The organism is Mesorhizobium sp. M0119 (genome assembly GCF_040322615.1).
Lineage (GTDB): Bacteria > Pseudomonadota > Alphaproteobacteria > Rhizobiales > Rhizobiaceae > Mesorhizobium.
Window position 1 is genome coordinate 178,789 of record NZ_JAMYTU010000004.1, and the last position, 18,065, is coordinate 196,853.

The 18,065-nt window shown below is 64.0% G+C and carries 17 protein-coding genes; 11 read left to right on the forward strand and 6 right to left on the reverse strand.

Annotated features, from left to right (window positions below; all coding sequences use genetic code 11):
• Positions 1–120 precede the first annotated feature (120 nt).
• The gene (locus tag NKJ40_RS05875) at positions 121–900 is read right to left on the reverse strand and encodes a FadR/GntR family transcriptional regulator (protein WP_352465267.1); all 780 of its coding nucleotides are present in this window, start codon (positions 898–900) and stop codon (positions 121–123) included.
• A 145-nt stretch (positions 901–1,045) separates the two neighbouring features.
• A complete protein-coding gene (locus tag NKJ40_RS05880) occupies positions 1,046–2,035 on the reverse strand; it encodes a sugar-binding protein (RefSeq protein ID WP_023675805.1) in 990 nt (329 codons plus the stop codon).
• Positions 2,036–2,462: 427 nt separating this feature from the next.
• On the opposite strand from NKJ40_RS05880, the gene NKJ40_RS05885 reads away from it, so the two are divergent.
• The 11 genes from NKJ40_RS05885 (at position 2,463) to NKJ40_RS05935 (ending at position 12,526) form a co-directional block, all read left to right on the forward strand.
• Positions 2,463–3,203, forward strand: coding sequence for an ATP-binding cassette domain-containing protein (locus tag NKJ40_RS05885; protein WP_023675804.1), 741 nt, complete (start codon positions 2,463–2,465; stop codon positions 3,201–3,203).
• Positions 3,204–3,237: 34 nt separating this feature from the next.
• Positions 3,238–4,236 carry an ABC transporter permease gene (locus tag NKJ40_RS05890; RefSeq protein WP_352465268.1) on the forward strand — a complete coding sequence of 333 codons (999 nt, stop codon included), beginning with the start codon at positions 3,238–3,240 and terminating at the stop codon, positions 4,234–4,236.
• Positions 4,237–4,502: 266 nt separating this feature from the next.
• Positions 4,503–5,330 (forward strand): AraC family transcriptional regulator, encoded by an 828-nt coding sequence (locus NKJ40_RS05895; protein WP_292660605.1) that lies wholly within the window; start codon positions 4,503–4,505, stop codon positions 5,328–5,330.
• Positions 5,331–5,437: 107 nt separating this feature from the next.
• The gene (locus NKJ40_RS05900; RefSeq protein WP_352465269.1) at positions 5,438–5,887 is read left to right on the forward strand and encodes an SRPBCC family protein; all 450 of its coding nucleotides are present in this window, start codon (positions 5,438–5,440) and stop codon (positions 5,885–5,887) included.
• 14 nt (positions 5,888–5,901) lie between these two features.
• The gene (locus NKJ40_RS05905; protein ID WP_352465270.1) at positions 5,902–6,696 is read left to right on the forward strand and encodes an FAD binding domain-containing protein; all 795 of its coding nucleotides are present in this window, start codon (positions 5,902–5,904) and stop codon (positions 6,694–6,696) included.
• 51 nt (positions 6,697–6,747) lie between these two features.
• Positions 6,748–7,230: a (2Fe-2S)-binding protein gene (locus NKJ40_RS05910; RefSeq protein ID WP_352465271.1), complete on the forward strand. Its 483-nt coding sequence runs from the start codon at positions 6,748–6,750 to the stop codon at positions 7,228–7,230.
• Positions 7,231–7,244: 14 nt separating this feature from the next.
• On the forward strand, positions 7,245–8,612 hold the full coding sequence (locus NKJ40_RS05915) for a xanthine dehydrogenase family protein molybdopterin-binding subunit (protein WP_352465272.1): 1,368 nt from the start codon (positions 7,245–7,247) through the stop codon (positions 8,610–8,612).
• 1 nt (position 8,613) lies between these two features.
• Entirely contained in the window at positions 8,614–9,618 is a 1,005-nt protein-coding gene (locus tag NKJ40_RS05920) for a xanthine dehydrogenase family protein molybdopterin-binding subunit (RefSeq protein WP_352465273.1), read from the forward strand.
• Between the two features lie 9 nt (positions 9,619–9,627).
• Positions 9,628–10,509, forward strand: a complete 882-nt coding sequence (locus NKJ40_RS05925) for an AAA family ATPase (RefSeq protein ID WP_352465274.1) — start codon at positions 9,628–9,630, stop codon at positions 10,507–10,509.
• On the forward strand, positions 10,506–11,639 hold the full coding sequence (locus tag NKJ40_RS05930) for a vWA domain-containing protein (protein ID WP_502903691.1): 1,134 nt from the start codon (positions 10,506–10,508) through the stop codon (positions 11,637–11,639). Before NKJ40_RS05925 ends, NKJ40_RS05930 begins: the two co-directional genes overlap by 4 nt.
• Complete coding sequence (locus NKJ40_RS05935; protein ID WP_352465275.1) at positions 11,639–12,526, forward strand: amidohydrolase family protein; 888 nt, start codon at positions 11,639–11,641, stop codon at positions 12,524–12,526. Before NKJ40_RS05930 ends, NKJ40_RS05935 begins: the two co-directional genes overlap by 1 nt.
• Positions 12,527–12,571: 45 nt before the next feature.
• Here NKJ40_RS05935 and NKJ40_RS05940 read toward each other — a convergent pair whose 3' ends face one another.
• From NKJ40_RS05940 to NKJ40_RS05955, 4 genes are all read right to left on the reverse strand, one after another.
• A complete protein-coding gene (locus tag NKJ40_RS05940) occupies positions 12,572–12,979 on the reverse strand; it encodes a carboxymuconolactone decarboxylase family protein (protein ID WP_352465276.1) in 408 nt (135 codons plus the stop codon).
• Between the two features lie 362 nt (positions 12,980–13,341).
• A complete protein-coding gene (locus NKJ40_RS05945; RefSeq protein ID WP_352465277.1) occupies positions 13,342–14,838 on the reverse strand; it encodes a sugar ABC transporter ATP-binding protein in 1,497 nt (498 codons plus the stop codon).
• Positions 14,838–15,896, reverse strand: a complete 1,059-nt coding sequence (locus NKJ40_RS05950; RefSeq protein ID WP_352465278.1) for an SMP-30/gluconolactonase/LRE family protein — start codon at positions 15,894–15,896, stop codon at positions 14,838–14,840. Before NKJ40_RS05950 ends, NKJ40_RS05945 begins: the two co-directional genes overlap by 1 nt.
• Positions 15,893–18,016, reverse strand: a complete 2,124-nt coding sequence (locus NKJ40_RS05955; RefSeq protein WP_352465279.1) for an ABC transporter permease — start codon at positions 18,014–18,016, stop codon at positions 15,893–15,895. The genes NKJ40_RS05950 and NKJ40_RS05955 overlap by 4 nt, the downstream gene beginning before the upstream one ends.
• Positions 18,017–18,065: the final 49 nt, after the last annotated feature.

Sequence of the window (18,065 nt, forward strand, 5' to 3'; positions counted from 1 at the left end):
CTCGGTGGGCGGGTCGTTGGAGCCAATTAGCACGATACCGAAATTAATAGCATAGCTGCCGGCACAAAGCAAGAACAACATGTGGCGCGGCGGTAAAAATCCACAGCCTCGGTGCCTAAATCACCGCCGCGACCGCCCGATAACGTCGTCGGTGTTGGCGAGAAGTCTGTGCACCGCGGCACGGGCTGCAGCCGGCCGCTGCAGGCGGATGTTCTTCTCGATCGCCTCGTGCAGCCTCTGCGCATGCTGCTGGTCGCTGGTTTCGCGCGTGACGAAAACAAACAGGTGATCGAGCGCCGATTCGATCAGCACGCCAAGCGGCACCAGCAGGTCGTTGCCCGACGCGCGCAGGATGGCGAGATGAAATCGCGTGTCGGCGCGGGTGCGCTCCTGCAGGTTGGTCGCCTCGCCCATCTCGCGGCAGGCCTGGCTGATCTCGGCCATCTGCTCGTCGGTGCGCCGCATCGCGGCAAAAGCGCTCGCCTCCGGCTCGATGATATGGCGGAATTCCTGCACAGTCCTGAGAAACACCTCGCGGTCCGGCGAGGTCGCGTACCAGGCCAGCACATCGCGATCGAGCAGGTTCCAGCGTTCCTTCGGCTCGACCCAGCTGCCGATCTTCGGGCGTGATGCCAAAAGGCTCTTGGCCATCAGCATCTTGATCGCCTCGCGCACCGCCGAGCGGCTGACGTCGAAGGTCTCCGACCATTTGGCTTCGTTGGGCAGGATGGTTCCCGGCGGATAGTCGCCGCGCACGATCCTCAGCCCGATCTCGTTGGCCAGCGACGCATGCACGCTCGAGCCAGGAAAGTGTGCGGCGTCGGCACGCCGAACGCCGGCCGGCCGCTCAGCCTCTGCCTTCAACTTGGCGGGTCGCTTTTTTGATGTCGCGTCCGGCATTCGTATTCCCCGGCAGCTGCCTGTCGAAAGCCTGAACTCAGGACACGACAAAGCGGCGGCCTACGCTCCAAAGCAGCGTCGCCTCGTGCGTTTTGTATGGACGATGCGTAACGGGGCGCCCGACGGGCGCCCCGAAATTGCCGACCTACTTCTGGATGCAGGTGTCGACGGTGTCCTTGGTGCATTCGTCGAGGCCGGTGAACACCGGATCGGCGACCGGCTTGCCGTCGACCAGGTCGATCATCACCGAGGGCGCCTTGTAGCCCATCTCGAACGGCCGCTGGCCAACCAGTGCGGTCACCAGCCCGTCACGAGCAATCGCCACCTCGTCGCCGATGGTGTCGGCGGCGCCGATGACAAAGGCGTTGCTGGCGATCTTGTCGGCCATCGGCTTGAACAGGTCGCGGTAGGGCTGCGGAGCGCCGAACAGCGGCCAGCCGCCCATGATGCCGAAGGCGTCGAGATCGGGATTGGCAGCGAGGATGTCGGTCATCGCCTGCACGCCCTTGGCGCCGTCGTCATTGGTGAACACCGGGCAGCCGGCAACTTCCGTCCAGCCGCCTTCCCCTGCGAGCGCCGCGAGGCCGTCCTTGCCCGAAAGCGCGTCACGCATGCCTTGCGCGCGGCGCAGGATGTTGTCGGCCGCCGGATTGCCTTCGATGGTGCAGATCTTGCCGCCATTCGGCTTGGCCTTCTTGATGTATTCGCCGATCTTGTGACCCATCAGGTAGTTGTCGGTACCGAGATAGGTCTTGCGCAGCGCCGCGTCTTCCTTGCTGAGGTCGGCGTCGAGGGTCATGATCGGGATCGACGGATTGGCGCTTTTGATGGTCTGCGCGATCAGCGGCGCGTTCGACGGCGAAATCGCCATCGCCACCGTGTCGGGCTTGCTCAGCATGTCCTGGACGATCTGGGCTTCACCGGCCTCATCCGAGGTCGACGCCGGTCCGGTGTAGAAGCACTCATATTCCGAGCTGGCGTTTTCCTTGTTCCATTTCTCGCAACCCTGGTGGATCGCCTCGAAGAATGGATTGTCGAGACCCTTCACCACGATAACGAGCTGTTTCTTGGCCATGGCCGGCCCGGCACCCAACGCCATGACGGCGGCGGCAGCGAGCAATAGTGATTTCCTCATGTCAGTCCTCCCTTTTGAAACAAACGGACACCGCGTGCCCGCCACACACAGACCGACCCGGAGCAAGATGACAGAGGACGTCGCACTCGTGTCGCCAAGCCAGGTCGATAAGCATTTTCATCTTCAGTCTCAGACCGGCGCCGACAGATATCGCTGGTTGCCAAATCCTTGACCGACAAACCCTCACCAATTCCTTCCGGCAACCCGGGGGATCGGCGCAAGCTCCTCCGACACTTAGCTAATATCGCCTTGTCACCGACGTCAATGCTATTTGTCCTACAAAACTGATTTTTCGAAAGAAGCCGTGGTTGACGCCAAGGTGGCTTATGCGTAAATGGGCAAAATCGCTGCCTCCGGGAGGAACTGGGGAGAGCGAAAGGCCGCGGCAGAACCGCGGCCCGCAAAGCACGGGGAGGCAAGAAGGCTGGTGGCGGTTCTCGAACTCACCAACATCTCGAAGCATTTTGGCGCCATCCAGGCGGTCAACGACGTTTCGTTGTCGATCGAGGCCGGACAGGTTGTCGGCCTGATGGGCGACAACGGCGCCGGCAAGTCGACGCTGGTCAAAATGATCGCCGGCAATTTCCCGCCTAGCCATGGCACGATGCAGATGGACGGCAAGGAGCTGATCCTGCACAAGCCGGTCGAGGCCCGCCAGCACGGCATCGAAATCGTCCATCAGGACCTGGCGCTGTGCAACAATCTGACGGCCGCCGCCAACGTCTATCTCGGCCGTGAATTGCGCCGCGGCCTCGGGCCGCTTCGCATCCTCGACTATGCCGCCATGTACAAGCGTGCCGGCCAGATCTTCGCCGAGCTGAAATCCGAAACGCGCCCGCGCGACCTTGTCAAACAAATGTCGGGCGGCCAGCGGCAAGCGGTGGCGATCGCCCGTACCATGCTTTCGCAGGCCAAGATCGTGCTGATGGACGAGCCGACCGCGGCGATCTCGGTGCGCCAGGTCGCCGAGGTGCTGAACCTGATCCGCCATTTGCGCGACCAGGGCATCGCCGTCGTGCTGATCAGCCACCGCATGCCCGACGTCTTTGACGTTGCCGACCGCGTCATCGTCATGCGGCGCGGCCGCAAGGTCGCCGACAAGACGATCGCATCGAGTTCGCCGGAAGAAGTCACCGGACTCATCACCGGCGCCATCGAACAGGTATGATTGACGCCTCAACCATGAGTAAAAAAGGTCGATAATGGCTGTCACCCTTGATCAGACGATCGCGCACAAGCAGCACACCTTGCTGAGCAAGGTGTTTGCCAGCCAGACCTTCTGGGTGGTGATCGCGGTCATCCTCGCCTGCCTGTTCCTGTCGGTGGCCACGGATTCCTTCGCCACGACCAAGAACCTCTACAACATCACCCGCAACGTCACCTTCGTCGCCATCGTGGCGCTCGGCATGACCTTCGTCATCATCACCGGCGGTATCGACCTGTCGGTCGGCTCCGTGCTTTGCCTGTGCTCGATGGTGCTGGCCGTGACCATGCATGCCGGCTACGGCATCGAGATCGGCATTGGCGCTGCGATCGCCACGGCGCTGATCATCGGCGCCTTCAACGGGGTTCTGATCGCTTATCTCGGCTTTCCGCCCTTCGTGGTGACGCTCGGCATGCTGTCGATTGCGCGCAGCCTGGCCATGGTCGCCTCCAACAACACCGTCGTCTTCCAGTTCGGGCCGGACCATGAAAAGCTGCTGGCGCTGGGCGGCGGCGCCTGGGTGTTCGGCATTGCCAATCCGGTGCTTTACATGATCGTGCTGGCGTTGATCACCGGCTTTGTGCTGCGCTGGACGAAATTCGGCCGGCACATCTTCGCCATCGGCGGCAACGAGCATGCGGCAACGCTGACCGGCGTTCCGGTGCGCCAGATCAAGGTTGTCGTCTACATGATCTCGGCACTGGCGGCGGGCCTTGCCGGCATCATCCAGACCGGCTGGCTGGGCGCGGTCACCACCAATCTCGGCAACGGCATGGAGCTTCAGGTGATCGCCGCCACCGTCATCGGTGGTGCCAACCTGGCCGGTGGCATGGGCACAGCCTTCGGCGCGGTCGTTGGCGCGGCGCTGATCGAGGTCATCCGCAACAGCCTCGGCCTGCTCGGCATCAATGCCTTCTGGCAAGGCGTGTTCATCGGCGGCGCCATCCTGCTCGCCGTGCTGTTCGACCGCATCCGCAATTTCAGGCGCAACGACTGAATTTTCGGCCGGATCTCGGCGCTGGATCATAGATCATTCGCTGGTCGAATCGCCGGCCTCGAGGCCTCGCTGGCGCTGGTCCTCGGATTAGCCATACCGGCCTGGAAACGCTCGCCTTCCTCCTATCGCCGAGTCTGAAAATCCGCCAGTGCGGCGCATGGCAGGCGCCCGGACGTGCACATCCGTCTTGACGCAAGCCCAGACTGCGCCGCACAATCGCTCGCAGCAGGCGAAGGGAGGCCAGTCGCCTGCGGGAGGATATACCCATGACGGAAGCGATCAGGCTCTACTGGGGCCGGTTCGGACATGTTTCTGTCCTGAACGTCGCCAGCGACTTCGTCACCCATGCCCATGTCGAGGCGCATATCATCATCTGGCTGGAAGGCACGGCCGGCGAGATGACCATCGGCCGCGAGACGGTGCGGCTTGGACCGGGCACCGCCGCCGGCATCAATTCCTTCCAGCCGCACAGCCACGCTCTGTCCCGCGACGGCACGCCTGGCCTGTTTCTCGCCTTTTACATCGATCCGGACTGGGCTCGAAAACGCCGCGAGCTGCCTTCCGCCGCGCCGCTGTTCTCGAGCCCTGCAATCACACTCGAGCCCTGGCTGCACAAGGCAGCGGCCAACCTCCTCGACCATCTCAGCGACAATGAGAGCATCGACGACATCGCCAATTACGAGATCGAGCGCTTCATCGACAGCGTGCTCGACGCCGCCGACGCGTCCGCACCGCAGACGGTGCGCGCCCGCGTCAACACCATGCAGGACTTCCGCGTCCGCAAGGCGATCCAGCTGATGAAAGCCAATGTCTGCGAGCGTATCTGCTTCGATGACGTGGCGCGCAGCGTCGGCCTGTCGCGGCCGCATTTCTTCGCGCTGTTCAAGGAACAGACCAATCTGACGCCCAACGTCTACTGGAACACGCTGCGCATGGAGGAAGCGGTGCGGCAATTGCAGTGGTCGCAGGAGCCGCTGATCTCGGTCGCCTGCAATCTCGGCTTCACCACGCAGGGCAATTTCTCGCGCTTCTTCCGCGACCATGTCGGCGTCCCGCCGACGCTTTACCGCGAGGCGGCGCGGGCAATCAGCTGAGCGCCCGTTTTTCAGACTATTTGATAGGCGTTCAAGACGCATTGATAAGCGCTGCCGAACCTGCCGCCCTAGCCTCCCAAGCAGCTGATTTGCAAGGGAACGATCATATGGCGAAAGTCACCATCTCCAGCGTCATCGACGTGCCGGTCGAAAAGGTCTGGGCGCGCATACGCGACTTCAACGGCCTGCCGAGTTGGCACCCACGCATGGTCGAAAGTCATATCGAAGACGGCAAGGACGCCGGCACGATCGGCTGCGTGCGCAATTTCCAGCTCGCCAGCGGCGCCCGCCTCCGCGAAAAGCTGCTCGATTTCTCCGACGAGAATTTCCTCGTCAGCTACTCCATCCTGGAGACGCCGCAACCGCTCACCAACCACAAGGCAACGCTGCAGTTGCGGCGGGTGACCGACGGCGACCGCACCTATGCAGAATGGACCGCCCGCTTCGACGCGCCCCCAGAGGAAGCCGACAAGCTGGCCGAAGGCATGGGCGCAAACGTCTTCCAGGGCGGCTTCAACGCCCTGAAGGCGCATTTTGCCGGCCAGAGCCAGGCGTAAAAGAGGAGCGTTCCATGGCGCTTGCACTGCAGACTTTCCCGACGGTGAAGGACGCCGGCGCGGCGCTGAAAGCCGCCGGCACCCGCTATCTCGGTGGCGGCACGCTGGCCGTGCGCGCCGTCAATGAAGGCGACGTGTCGATCTCCGGTTTCGTCAGGTCGACCGAACCGGCGCTGTCGGTCGTGACCGTTTCCGGCGGCACGGTCCGCATTGGCGCTTCGGTGACAATGGCGGCGATCGCCCGTCACCCGGATCTCGCTCCGCTGGCCCACGCCGCGCGCGCCGTCGGCGGCCCGGCGATCCGCAACATGGCGAGCGTCGGCGGCAATCTCTTCGCGCCAACGCCTTACGGGGATTTCACCGTTGCACTGCTGGCTCTGGATGCAACCGTCAGCACCGGGGCCGGCGAACTGCCGATCGAAACCTTCCTGGCAAAACGCGAAAGCAACCACGCCATCGTCACCGCGGTCGGCTTCACGCTTCCGAAGGAAGGCGGCTTTCGCTTCCTGAAAGTGTCGCGGGTCAAGCCAAAGGGCATTTCGGTGCTGAGCATCGCCACCGTGCTGGAACGCGCACCGGACGGCACCGTGTCGTCCGCGCGGATCGCGCTCGGCTGCATGGCCGACCGGCCGATCCGTGCCAGGGCGGCGGAGAAAGCCCTGATCGGCCGGGAACTCACCAGCGAGGGCATCGCACCGGCACTGGCTGTTGCCCGCGACGGCACTTCGCCGCCAACCGATCCAGTTGCCAGCGCCTGGTATCGCAACGAAGTCCTGCCGGTCCATCTCGGCCGGTTGCTGCTCGCCTGAAAGACCGTGGCGCGTATGTCCCCGCCTGGCCGCGGCGCAAGGAGTAAAAAGATGGCAAAGGTTCCGGTTCAGTTCACGCTCAATGGTGCCGAAAAGGCCGAATTCATCGACAGCGGCACGACGCTGCTTCACGCGCTGCGCGACAAGATCGGCGACACCTCGCCGAAGGGCGGCTGCCATCAAGGCACCTGCGGCGCCTGCTCGGTCGTCATCGATGGCGAACTCCGGCTCTCCTGCCTGACGCTGGCCGAGGCCTGCAATGGTGCGACTATCACCACAACGTCAGGGCTTTCGGAAGGCGGCGTGCTGCATCCGCTGCAACGCGCTTTCCTCGACGCTTTCGCCACGCAATGCGGTTTCTGCACGCCGGGCATGATCATGGCCGCCAAGGTGCTGCTCGACCACACGCCGAACCCCAGCCGCGAGGACGTGGTCGAGGCGCTGTCGGGCAATATCTGCCGCTGTACCGGGTACGAGCCGATCATCCAAGCGGTGCTGACTGCCGCGCGCTCCAATTCGCAGAACGCGGCTTGAGGGGAGTCAAAAAGATGGAACTCCGCAAGAGCTATTTCGCCGACCAGCGCAAGGACGATCTGCACGAGATCGGCCAACCACGGCCGCGTTCGGATTCACCCGGCCATGTCACCGGCAAGACGGCCTATTTCGCCGACCGCAATTTTCCTGGCATGCTGCACCTGAAGATGGTGCGCAGCCCGCACCATCACGCCCGCATCCGCAGCATCGATACGTCAGAGGCGGAAAAGCACCCAGGCGTCGTCAAGGTGCTGACCGCCAAGGATGTGCCGCACAATGTCTACACCATCCTGATCCTGATCCAGATCGGGCCGGAGGACGAAACGGTTCTGGCCGACGGCAAGGTGCGCTGGAAGGGCGAGGCCGTGGTGGCGGTGCTGGCCGAGACCGAGCGCGCCGCGCAGGAAGCCGCCGCCAAGGTCAAGGTCGACTACGAGGTGCTGCCGGCCGTCTTCGACATGGAGGAAGCGCTGAAGCCCGGCGCGCCGATCGTCAACGAATATCACGGCCGGAACTATTATCTCTACGATAGCGGCGAATGCCGCAAGGTGCGCTTCGGCGATGTCGAGGCCGGCTTTGCCGAGGCCGACCACCTACTCGAACAGACCTACCAGTCTTCGCCGATCGAGCATGCGCCGACCGAGACGACCGGCTGCATCGTCGCGCCCGAGGGCAACGACCGCTTCATCTGCTACACCAACACGCAGGCGATGTTCTTCACCCTCGACAACGCCTCGATCATCCTGCAGATGCCCGGCAACAAGCTGCATTTCGTCGGCGGCACTGTCGGCGGCGGTTTTGGCGGCAAGGTCGACGTCATCGTCGAGCCGATCGCCATCCTCGGCGCCAAACTAACCGGACGACCGGTCTGTTTTGTCTACAGCCGCGAGGAGGAGATGCAGATTTCCTCGCCCCGCGCCGCCGAAAAGGTCGTCATCAAGGACGGCGTCATGAACGACGGCCGCATCGTCGCGCGCAAAGTGACCGGCTACACCGATGCGGGCGCCTATTCGCGCCATTCGCCCTACGGCGCGCAGAAGGGCGCCGGGCATTATCCCGGCCCATATACGATCCCGAATGTCTGGATCGACACCTACTGCGTCTACACCAACCGCACCCCCTCCTCGGCGATGCGCGGTTTCGGCGTCACCATCGGCGACTTCGCGCTGGAGGTGCAGATGGACAAGCTCGCCCGGCTGATCGGCATGGACCCGCTCGAATTCCGCTTCATCAACGCCTACCGCGACGGCGACGTGAAGGCGCATCGCCAGCCGACCGAGGGAGCGGCGCTGATCGAATGCATGCAGGAAGCCTCACGCGCCGCCAACTGGCCGGTGGCGGAGAAGTTCATGGCGATGTCGTCTTACGCGAAGGGAGCTTGAAATGGCGATCAGGCGCGGACGCGGCGTCGCCGCGATCAACTATCCGACCGGCATGAACCTTGGCGGCGACCCTACCCAGGCGCTGGTGCATTCGACGCCGACCGGCAATTTCATGGTCACGCTCTCCAGCGTCGACCTCGGCCAGGGCATGAAGCAGATCATGGCACAGATCTGCGCCGAGACGATCGGCGTGCCGACCGACCGTGTCGTTGTCGACACCGCCGACACCGACACCGGCCCGCACTGCATGGGCACCTTCGCCTCGCGTGGCACGCACCGCGCCGGCAATGCTGTCATCCAGGCGGCCAGGGAAGCCCGCCAGGTGATGCTGGAAGTGGCGGCCGAGGAGCTGGAGGTAGACGCCTCGGACCTCGAGACCGATGGCCAGGGCAACATCCTGGTCAAAGGCGCGCCGCAAAGGTCGATCTCGATCTTCGATGTCGCCCTGTCGGCGCATTTCAAGCGCGGCCGTTCGATTTCCGGTCGCGGCATGTTTTTGATCCCCCGCTCCTATCCGGAGAAAGAAACCGGCGCGATGAAGCCCTCGACCTGCTATGCCCACGCCTGCACGGTTGCCGAGGTCGAGGTCGATGACGAGACCGGCGAGGTCACGGTGCTGACCGTGAAGAACGTGTTTGAGATCGGTCGCGCGCTGAACCCGAAAATGGTCGAACAGCAGCTCGTCGGCGGCTCGTGGATGGGCATCAGCCATGCCCTTTATGAGACGACCGAGCCCTACTATCCCAACCGCGACCATGGCGGCACCGATTTCAACCAATATCTGATGCCGGGTCCTGGCGATCTCGCGCAAACCGAGATCATCGTGCTGGAACGACCCTCGGCGGACGGGCCGTATGGCGCCAAGGGGCCGGGCGAAATGTGCGCCAACCCGCAGATCCCGGCGGTCGCAAATGCCGTCTTCGACGCCGTCGGCGTGCGCATCGACACGCTGCCGATCACGCCGGAGCGCATCCTGCGGGCGCTGAAGGCGCAAGCATCGAACTGAGTGCTGGAAATGCCCAAGAGAAGCGCCGAGACAGTCGCGACCTCGCCGGAGGCGGTGGCGTCCCGCCTCGCCGCCTCGCGCTATCTGGCCGATGAAAGCCTGGCCACCGCCATCTTCCTGGCGATCAGGCTGGGTAAGCCGCTGCTGCTCGAAGGCGCTCCCGGCGTCGGCAAGACCGAAGCGGCGAAGGCGATAGCCGAACTGCTCGGGCGCGATCTGGTGCGGCTGCAATGCTATGAAGGCATCGACGCCGCACATGCGCTCTACGAGTGGAACTACCAGCGCCAGCTGCTCGCCATCCGCCATGCCGGCGAGCACGAGGTCGACATCTATGACGACCGTTTTCTGATCGCACGGCCGCTGCTGCAGGTGCTTAAGGCACCGGAAAAACGCGTGCTGCTGGTCGATGAGATCGACCGTTCCGACCATGAATTCGAAGCGTTGCTCTTGGAGTTCCTGTCCGATTTCCAGATCAGCATTCCCGAGCGCGGCACCATTCGCGCGACGGCGCAGCCAATCGTCATCCTGACCTCGAACCGCACCCGTGAGCTTGCCGAAGCGCTGCGGCGGCGCTGCGTCTACCACTGGATCACCTATCCCGACGCCGAGCGCGAGGCCGAGATCATCATGCTGCGCGCCGGCGACGTCGCAAGAGCCACGGCGCGCGCCGTTGCCTTAGCCGTGCGTGACATTCGCGCCCGTCCGCTGGCCAAGCCGCCCGGCATCGCCGAGGCGGTCGAATGGGCCAATGCCGCGACCATCCTCGAAAAGGGCGGCAGCCCGTGGCCGGAAGCGTTTCGCCGCGCCATCGGCGTGCTGATCAAGGACGAGGAGGACCTTTCCTGCATCGCGCCCGAGCTCGGCAAGATTGTCGAGGAGGCGCTGGCGTGAGCGCCGCAGCACTGCCTCGAGGGGCGGCGCCCTTCCTCGGCTTCGGCCGGCTGCTGCGCCGCTACGGCTTTGCGGTGGCACCCGAGCAGGTCTCCGATTTCATGCAAGCGGTGACGCTGCTTGGCCCGCGCTCGATGGCCGACATCCACGAAGCGGCCCTTGCCACGCTGGCGCCGCCGCCCGACCGCCGCGACGAATTCGACGTGCATTTCCGGAGCCATTTCTATGGCAGCACGGCTGCGGTGGTCGAAGGCGACGCCGACGAGGAAACCCGCATCAAGGATGACGGCGAAACCAGCGAAGAGGAAATCGAGGTGGTCCGCCAGGAGCAAGGCGGCGAACTGTCTTCGGCCAGCGAACAGTTGAGCGTCCGCGAATTCAGCCGCGATAGCGACGGGCTTGCCGCCTTCCGCCGCAAGCTCGCCACCGCTTTGCCCGCCCGCCGCTCCTTCCGCACCGTGCGCACGCATGCGCGCGGCAAGCTCGATCTGCGCCGCTCGCTGCGCGAAATCGTCAGTGCCGACGGCGATATCCCCTCGCCGCTGCTGCGCCGGCGGCAGACAGTGCCGCGCAAGCTTTTGCTGCTGATCGACGTGTCGGGGTCGATGAAGCTCTACACATCGGACTATCTCAAGCTGGCGCATGCGGCCGTGCAAGGCGCCGACCGGGCGGAGATCTTCACCTTCGGCACACGGCTGACCCGTATCACCTCGGCGCTGCGCATTCGCGACCGCGACCAGGCGCTGGCCCGCGCCGCTGCCCAGGTCGACGACTGGGACGGCGGAACCCGCATGGGACCGACGCTGCTCGCGTTTCTATCGGTGCCGCGCTTCTCCGCCTTTGCACGCGGGGCGGCGATCGTCATCCTGTCGGACGCGCTGGAGCGCGGCGACCATGCCGAGCTGGAAATGGCGATGCGCCGGCTGAGCGCCCGCGCCTTTCGGCTTTCGCTGGCGACGCCGCTGGCCGGCGATCCACGCTTTCGGCCGGCAACGGCGGCACTTCGCGCGATCCTGCCGGTGCTCGACGATCTGATCGACGGCTCCTCAATCGCCGGACTCACCGAGTTCATCCTGTCGCTCGCCCGCCCAGCTCCGGCGGCCGCGGCAATCTGGAAAAGGGTTTTGTGATGCAGAAGGCGATCGACGCGCATTTCCACATCTGGCGCCAAAAGGACCAGCCCTGGCTCGTCGGACCGATGGTGCCACGCATCTTTGGCCCTTACGAGCCGATCCGCCGCGATTATCCGATCGAGGAATTCCTCGCGGACCAGCAAGGTTCAGGCGTCGAGAAGGCGGTCTATGTCCAGACCAACTGGGCCAAGGAAGATTTCGAAAAAGAGGTCGCTTTCCTGCAGAAGACCGCGGAAGAAACCGGTTGGCCGCACGCCATCGTCGGCTATGCCGACATGACGGTCGACGATGTGCGTCCCCAGATCGACCGGCTGAAAAAATATCCGCTGTTGCGCGGCGTGCGTATGCAGCTGCACTGGCACCAAACGCCGGCCTTCCGCTTCGCCGCCTCGGCCGATCAGGTCATCGATCCGAAGGTGCGGGCCAATGTCGCGCGACTCAGGGATTATGGCCTGTCCTTCGACCTGCAGCTTTTCCCCGCCCAGATGAAGGATGGGCTGACGCTTGTCGGCGAGAACCCCGAGACGAATTTCGTTCTCACCCATGCCGGCATGCTGACCGACATGGAACCGGAGACCACCGAGGCGTGGAAGACCGGCCTGCGCACGCTGTCAGCGGCACCAAACCTCTATGCAAAGCTGTCCGGCCTCGGCACCTTCGTCCACCGCAACGACCCGGCGCTGATCAGCTATATCGTCGACGCCGCCATCGACATCCTCGGCAGCGACCATTTGATGTTCGGCTCGAACTTCCCGATCGAGAAGCTGTGGACCAGCCATGCCGAGTTGATCAGGGCGCACCGGGAAGCTGTGGCGAAGCACGGCGCAGCGGCAGAGGCCGATATCTTCTGGAACACGGCGGAGAAGGTATATCGGCCGGTGTAGCGCATCCCTTCTCCCCTTGTGGGAGAAGGGAAGGCGCCCCGCCCCTCACCTCACCTCGAACTCCGGATCGACCGGGATCTGCATCGCCGTGACCATCTGGTTGGTCTGCCCCGCCAGTCCGATGATCGACACCAGCTCGCCATGCTGCGCGTCGGTCATGCCTTTGGCCCGCGCTGCCGCGGTGTGCGAGTGGACGCAATAGGAGCAGCCATTGGCTGTGGAGACGGCGATGTAGATCATCTCCTTGGTCAGCGGGTCGATGGCGCTGTCAGCGACCATCACCGCCTTGAGCTGCTCCCACACCCGCTTCAGCGAAACCGGATCATTGGCCAGCCCGCGCCAGAAATTGTTGACGAAGTCGGATTTGCGCGTCGCGCGGATGTCGTCGAATACGGCCTTCACGGCGGGAATAGCCTCGACCTCAGCATCGGTCAGAAGTCTTGTGGTGGCCATGATCAGGCTCCTTTCGTTTGAATCATTATGCGAGGTCGTTGAATCAGATCTTGAGAAAAGGCGGCTAATCGCCTCGGATAAATCAGCAATTGACGCGCTGAGGCAAGGCCTTGAAGGCCGGCCGAAGCCCCTCAACGTCGTCATCCCTGGACGAAGCAGGAGCGAAGCTCCGTCGCGAAGACCCTGGGATCCATGCCGTAACCTCCGCCGAAGATTGCAGCGGAGCAGAATTCTGCACCGCGGCCGCGCTCTGTGGTCGCGGCATGGATCCTGGGGTCTGCGCCGCGTCGCTGCGCTCCTTGCTTCGCCCCAGGATGACGAATGGACTGGCGACACGGCCAATTGTCGAAGTACGCATCGCCCTAATGCACCGCCGCATACATGATCTTCTCCTCCGTCGCCTCGGCCGGCGAGAACTCCTCGACGATGCGGCCTTGCCGGCAGACCAGGATGCGGTCCGATAGGTTCATGATCTCCGGCAGGTAGGACGAGATGACGACGACGGCCAGGCCCTCGTCCGCCAGCCGGTTGATGATCTGGTGGATCTCGGCGATGGCGCCGACATCGACGCCGCGCGTCGGTTCGTCGAAGATGACGATGCGCGGTTTCTGCACCAGCCCCTTGCCGATCACCACCTTCTGCTGATTGCCGCCGGAAAGTTCAACCACCCGGGCATTGTCGTTGATCGCCTTGACGTTCAGCGTCTTCGTCCACTCCGCCGACAGCGCCCGCATCTCCTGCGCATTGATCACCCAGCTCTTTTCCCGTCCAGCCGCCAAAAAGCCGCCGAACAGGTTCTCGGCAACGTCCATCGTCTCGAATATCCCCTCGCTCTTGCGGTCTTCAGTGACATAGACGATGCCGTCGGCAACTGCCTCGCTCGGCACGAGATAGCGCACCGGCCGGTCGTCCAGTTCGATCGTGCCGCCGCGCAGGAAGTCGCGCTTGTAGATGCCGGAGACGATCTTGAACGTCTCGGTGCGGCCCGAGCCGATCAGCCCGAACACCCCGGTGATCTGGCCCTCGAAGATCGAGAAGGAATTGTTGCGCACGACATTGCTCATCGAGATGTCCTGCACCGAAAGCACCTTCTTGCCGGGCTTGCGCAGCCTGGCCTCGTCGCGCTGGCTGTAGAGCTGCCCCGATAGCGTGCGCCCGACCATGGCGGCGACGATCCTGTCGCGATCGAAAGCGGCTGTGTCGTCGGTGATCACCAGTTCGCCGTCGCGCAGGATGGTGATGCGGTCGGCGATATCGAGCGCCTCTTCGAGCGCATGGCTGATGAAGACGATCGACACACCCCTTGCCTTGAGCCGGCGGATCAGTGCGAAGAAGTGCCGCTTCTCCTCCGGCGTCAGCGTCGCCGTCGGCTCGTCGAAGATGATGATCTCGGCATTGTGGTGGACGGCGCGCGCGATCTCGACCATCTGCCGTTTGGCCGCGCCAAGCGTCGCCACCATGGCGTTCGGGTCGACGGGAAAGTTCAGCGACTGCAGGAACTGCTGCGCCGAGATGTAGGTGCCGCGCAGCCGGTTGAGAAAGCGCTCCGTTCCGAGATAGAGGTTCTGCGCCACCGTCATCGACGGCACCAGGCTGGTCTCCTGGAACACCATGGCGATGCCGGCTTCAAGGGCGGCGTGCGGCGAGGTGTAGGCGATCTCCTGCCCGTTGTGGAACATCTTTCCCGAGGTCGCGTCGACGACGCCGGCGATGATCTTGGTCAGCGTCGATTTTCCCGCGCCATTCTCGCCGAGCAGCGCGTGGATCTCACCCTTGCGCAGCTCGAAGCCGACATTCTTCACCGCGGGCACGCCGCGATAGGTCTTGGTCACATTCTCCAGGCGGACGATCGGTTCCATCAGCGATGCCCTTCTGGAGCCAGGTCGATAGCCAGCAGGCAATCGCCGCCTTTCGAGGCAATGAACAGGCGGCCGTCTTTCTCCGCCACGCTGCAGATGCCATGGCGCGTGCCGTTGGCGCGGCTGTGCAGGCTGAATTGCGGCCGCATCTCCCGATCGAGCCTGACCACCAGCCCGTAGGAGCGGCTCGGCGACCACGGCTTGTGGATGCCCATGGTGCGGATGCCACCGCATTGCAGCGGCTCGAGGAAGCTTCGATTCGAGGCGAGCGCCGGCGCGATCCAGTGCTGCGGCGGCACTTGCGCCAGCATGTCGTTTCGATAGTGCTTTTCCTGCAGCACGAATTCGATCAGCCGGTTGCGGGGCGCAAACAGCGCCAGCCAGGCACCGCCACCGGCGGCAGGCGACAGGCGAGAGGGATAGCCGGGCAGATGCGCCAGCACCGTCGAGCGGCTGCCTGTCGCGCTGTCGAAGCGGACGAGTTGGTGCCGCCAGCTCTCGCCGACCAGCACGTCCTTGCCGGTTGGATGCAGGCCATAGGGAAAGGCGATGTCACCGGCGAGCTTGCGGAATTCGCTGCCTGCCGGATCGCGCTTCCACAGCGAACCCGACGCACCCTTCTTCATCAGATCGGCGGCCCATTGCGACGGCCCGTGGTCGGCCGAGCCATTGGCCAGCCAAAGCGTGCCATCTTCCGCGTAGGCGAGTGCTGTGATGCAGCGGATCTCGGCAGGCAGGGCGGCCTCCTTGCCTGCAATCAGCAGCCTGCCGCTTTCGAGCCCGACCGTCAGTTCGCCGGCAGGCGAGCGCGCGAGCGCGGTGACTGCGGCCGGAAATGTCTCGACCAGAACAGGCGCGCCACCGGCGGCGAGCGCGTAGACGGCATTGCCGCTGGACGCCAGCAGCCGGCCGTCGGCGACCAGCAGATTGTCGGGCTCGGTCAGATCGGCAAAAGCCGGCGCATCGTCCAGCAGCGTATTCGGCCTGAAGGCACCGTCTAGCGGCGGGATTGTCACCGCCTTGCCGCGGAAGATGTCGAGGATCGGGTCCAGCATCATGCCTTTGCTCCCCAATAGGAAGCAGGGCTGGTCCAGTTCGGGTCGGCCCCGGCAATCCGGTAGCGGCCGATCCGATTGTTGAGGATACCGCCGACGAACAGAAAACCCTTGTGCTCGCGCATCGAAGTCACCATCGGATGCGCGGCGCCCGACAGGTCGCCCATCGCCTCGACGATGCCGCCCTTCTCGTTGAATTTCACCACACCGCCGGTGTTGATGTTGGGGAACAGCCATTCGTCCTGCGGCAGCCGGCGCGTCATGCGCTTGCGCATGTCGGGATGGCGCAGCGACAGGTCGAAGCTCGGCGTGCGCATGCCGAGCCAGGCCATCCAGTAATTGCCGTCGGAGGCACGGTTGATGTTGTCGGGGTAGCCCGGCATGTCGCGGATGACGCATTCGGCGCTGCCTGCTTTCGGCCCTTCCAGCCAATATCGATGCACGCGGCAGGCCCAGCTTTCGGCGAAGAACAACGACTTGCCGTCATGCGCCATGCAGACGCCGTTGGTGTAACGGTAGCCGTCGAGCAATGTCTTGGTCGAAGCGTCCTTCGGATCATAGACAAGCAGCCGCCCGGTGGCGCGGTTCTCGATCGAGTCCAGCGCCCAGTCGTGCGCGTCATAGCGCTTGGTGGAATCGGTGAAGTAGATGCGGCCGTCCGGCGCGATGTCGCAATCATTGGGGTCGCGCAGGCGCGCATCGTCGACGATCGAGGTCCAGGAGCGCGACGTTTCCGCCGAAAGCCGCTTCACCTCGCGCTGCGGCGAAACCGAATAAAGGCCCATCGCGCCGACGCAGCTGATCAGATTGCCTGTCTTGTCGAAGGCCAGGCCGAGCGGGAAGCCGCCAATATGGGCAAAGACCTCCGAGCGTTTATAGTCCGGCGCGAAGAAACGGACGATCTCGCCATGCCTGGTGCCGCAATAGAGATGGTCGTCGCGGTCGAGGATGACGTCTTCCGGCCCTTCCAGCTCGCCGAGCCCGATATGGTCAGCCTCCGACAGCCGATTGTCGAGCTCGTAAGGCGTGCCCGAGCCCGGTGCCGCCGACTGCGTTGCGCCCATTTTCAGATAGACCGGTGCGACATAGACCTCGTCCAGAACCTTGTGGCGGTTCTTCAGCCAGCGAATGTCGATGGTGACTGCGACGGCCAGCATGATGCCCAGCACCATCTGGTTGGTGCCGGTGCCATAGCCCAGCCGGATCAGCCCGTTGGTCATCGTCAGCACGATGATCGCGCCCATCAGCCCCTTGATCACCGAACCGCGGCCGCCGCCCAGGCTGACGCCGCCGACGACCGCCGCCGTCAACGCCATGACCTCAAGGTTGAGGCCGGTTCCCGGCCCTGCCCCGCTCAGCCGGCAGGCGATGAGAAAGCCGCCGAGCGAGGCGCAGAAGCCGGAGAACACATAAGTCATGAACACGGTGTGGCGCACGCGGATGCCGGCATTGTGGGCCGAGCGCCGCGACCCGCCTACCGCCTGCACATGCCAGCCGGGCCGCGAGCGCGTCAGCGCGACGTGGGTGATGATGGCCAGGATAATCGCCGCCCACACCGCAACCGACAGGCCCCAAAAGGTATCGTCGCCGATGAAGTCCAGCACATCCGATGTGGCATCGGAAAGCTGCACGTCGGCGGCATAGGTGGTGACCAGTATGTCGAACAGCGCCCGCCCGAAAATGAAGGTGACCAGTGTCGTCAGGAAAGCGCGCAGGCGGAAATAGCCGATCAGATAGCCATTGATCGCGCCGAACAGCAGGCCGGTGACGATCGAGGCGGCCAGCGCCAGCCACACCGACTGTTCGAGGATGAAGAAGACGAACACGGCGGAAAAGCACGACAGCGCGAAGATCGAGCCGACCGAAAGGTCGATGCCGCCGCCCAGCATGACCACCGTCATGCCGGTGACCACCAGCGAGAACTCGCCGAGCTGGCGGGTCGATTCCTGCAGCGACATCGGCTTGAAGAAGCCGGGAATGATCGAACCGAACACGCCGAGCGTCGCCACCAGCGCCAGGAAAGGAATGGCGTTGTCAGTCCAGCGCTTGCTCAGGATCTCGCCGACGAGATGATCGGGCACGAGATTGTAGCGCCAGGATTGAAGGCGTTCGCGAAAGGACATCGGTTGCTGCTGCCACTCAAGAGAGAAAGAGGCGGCCGAACCCGGTCCG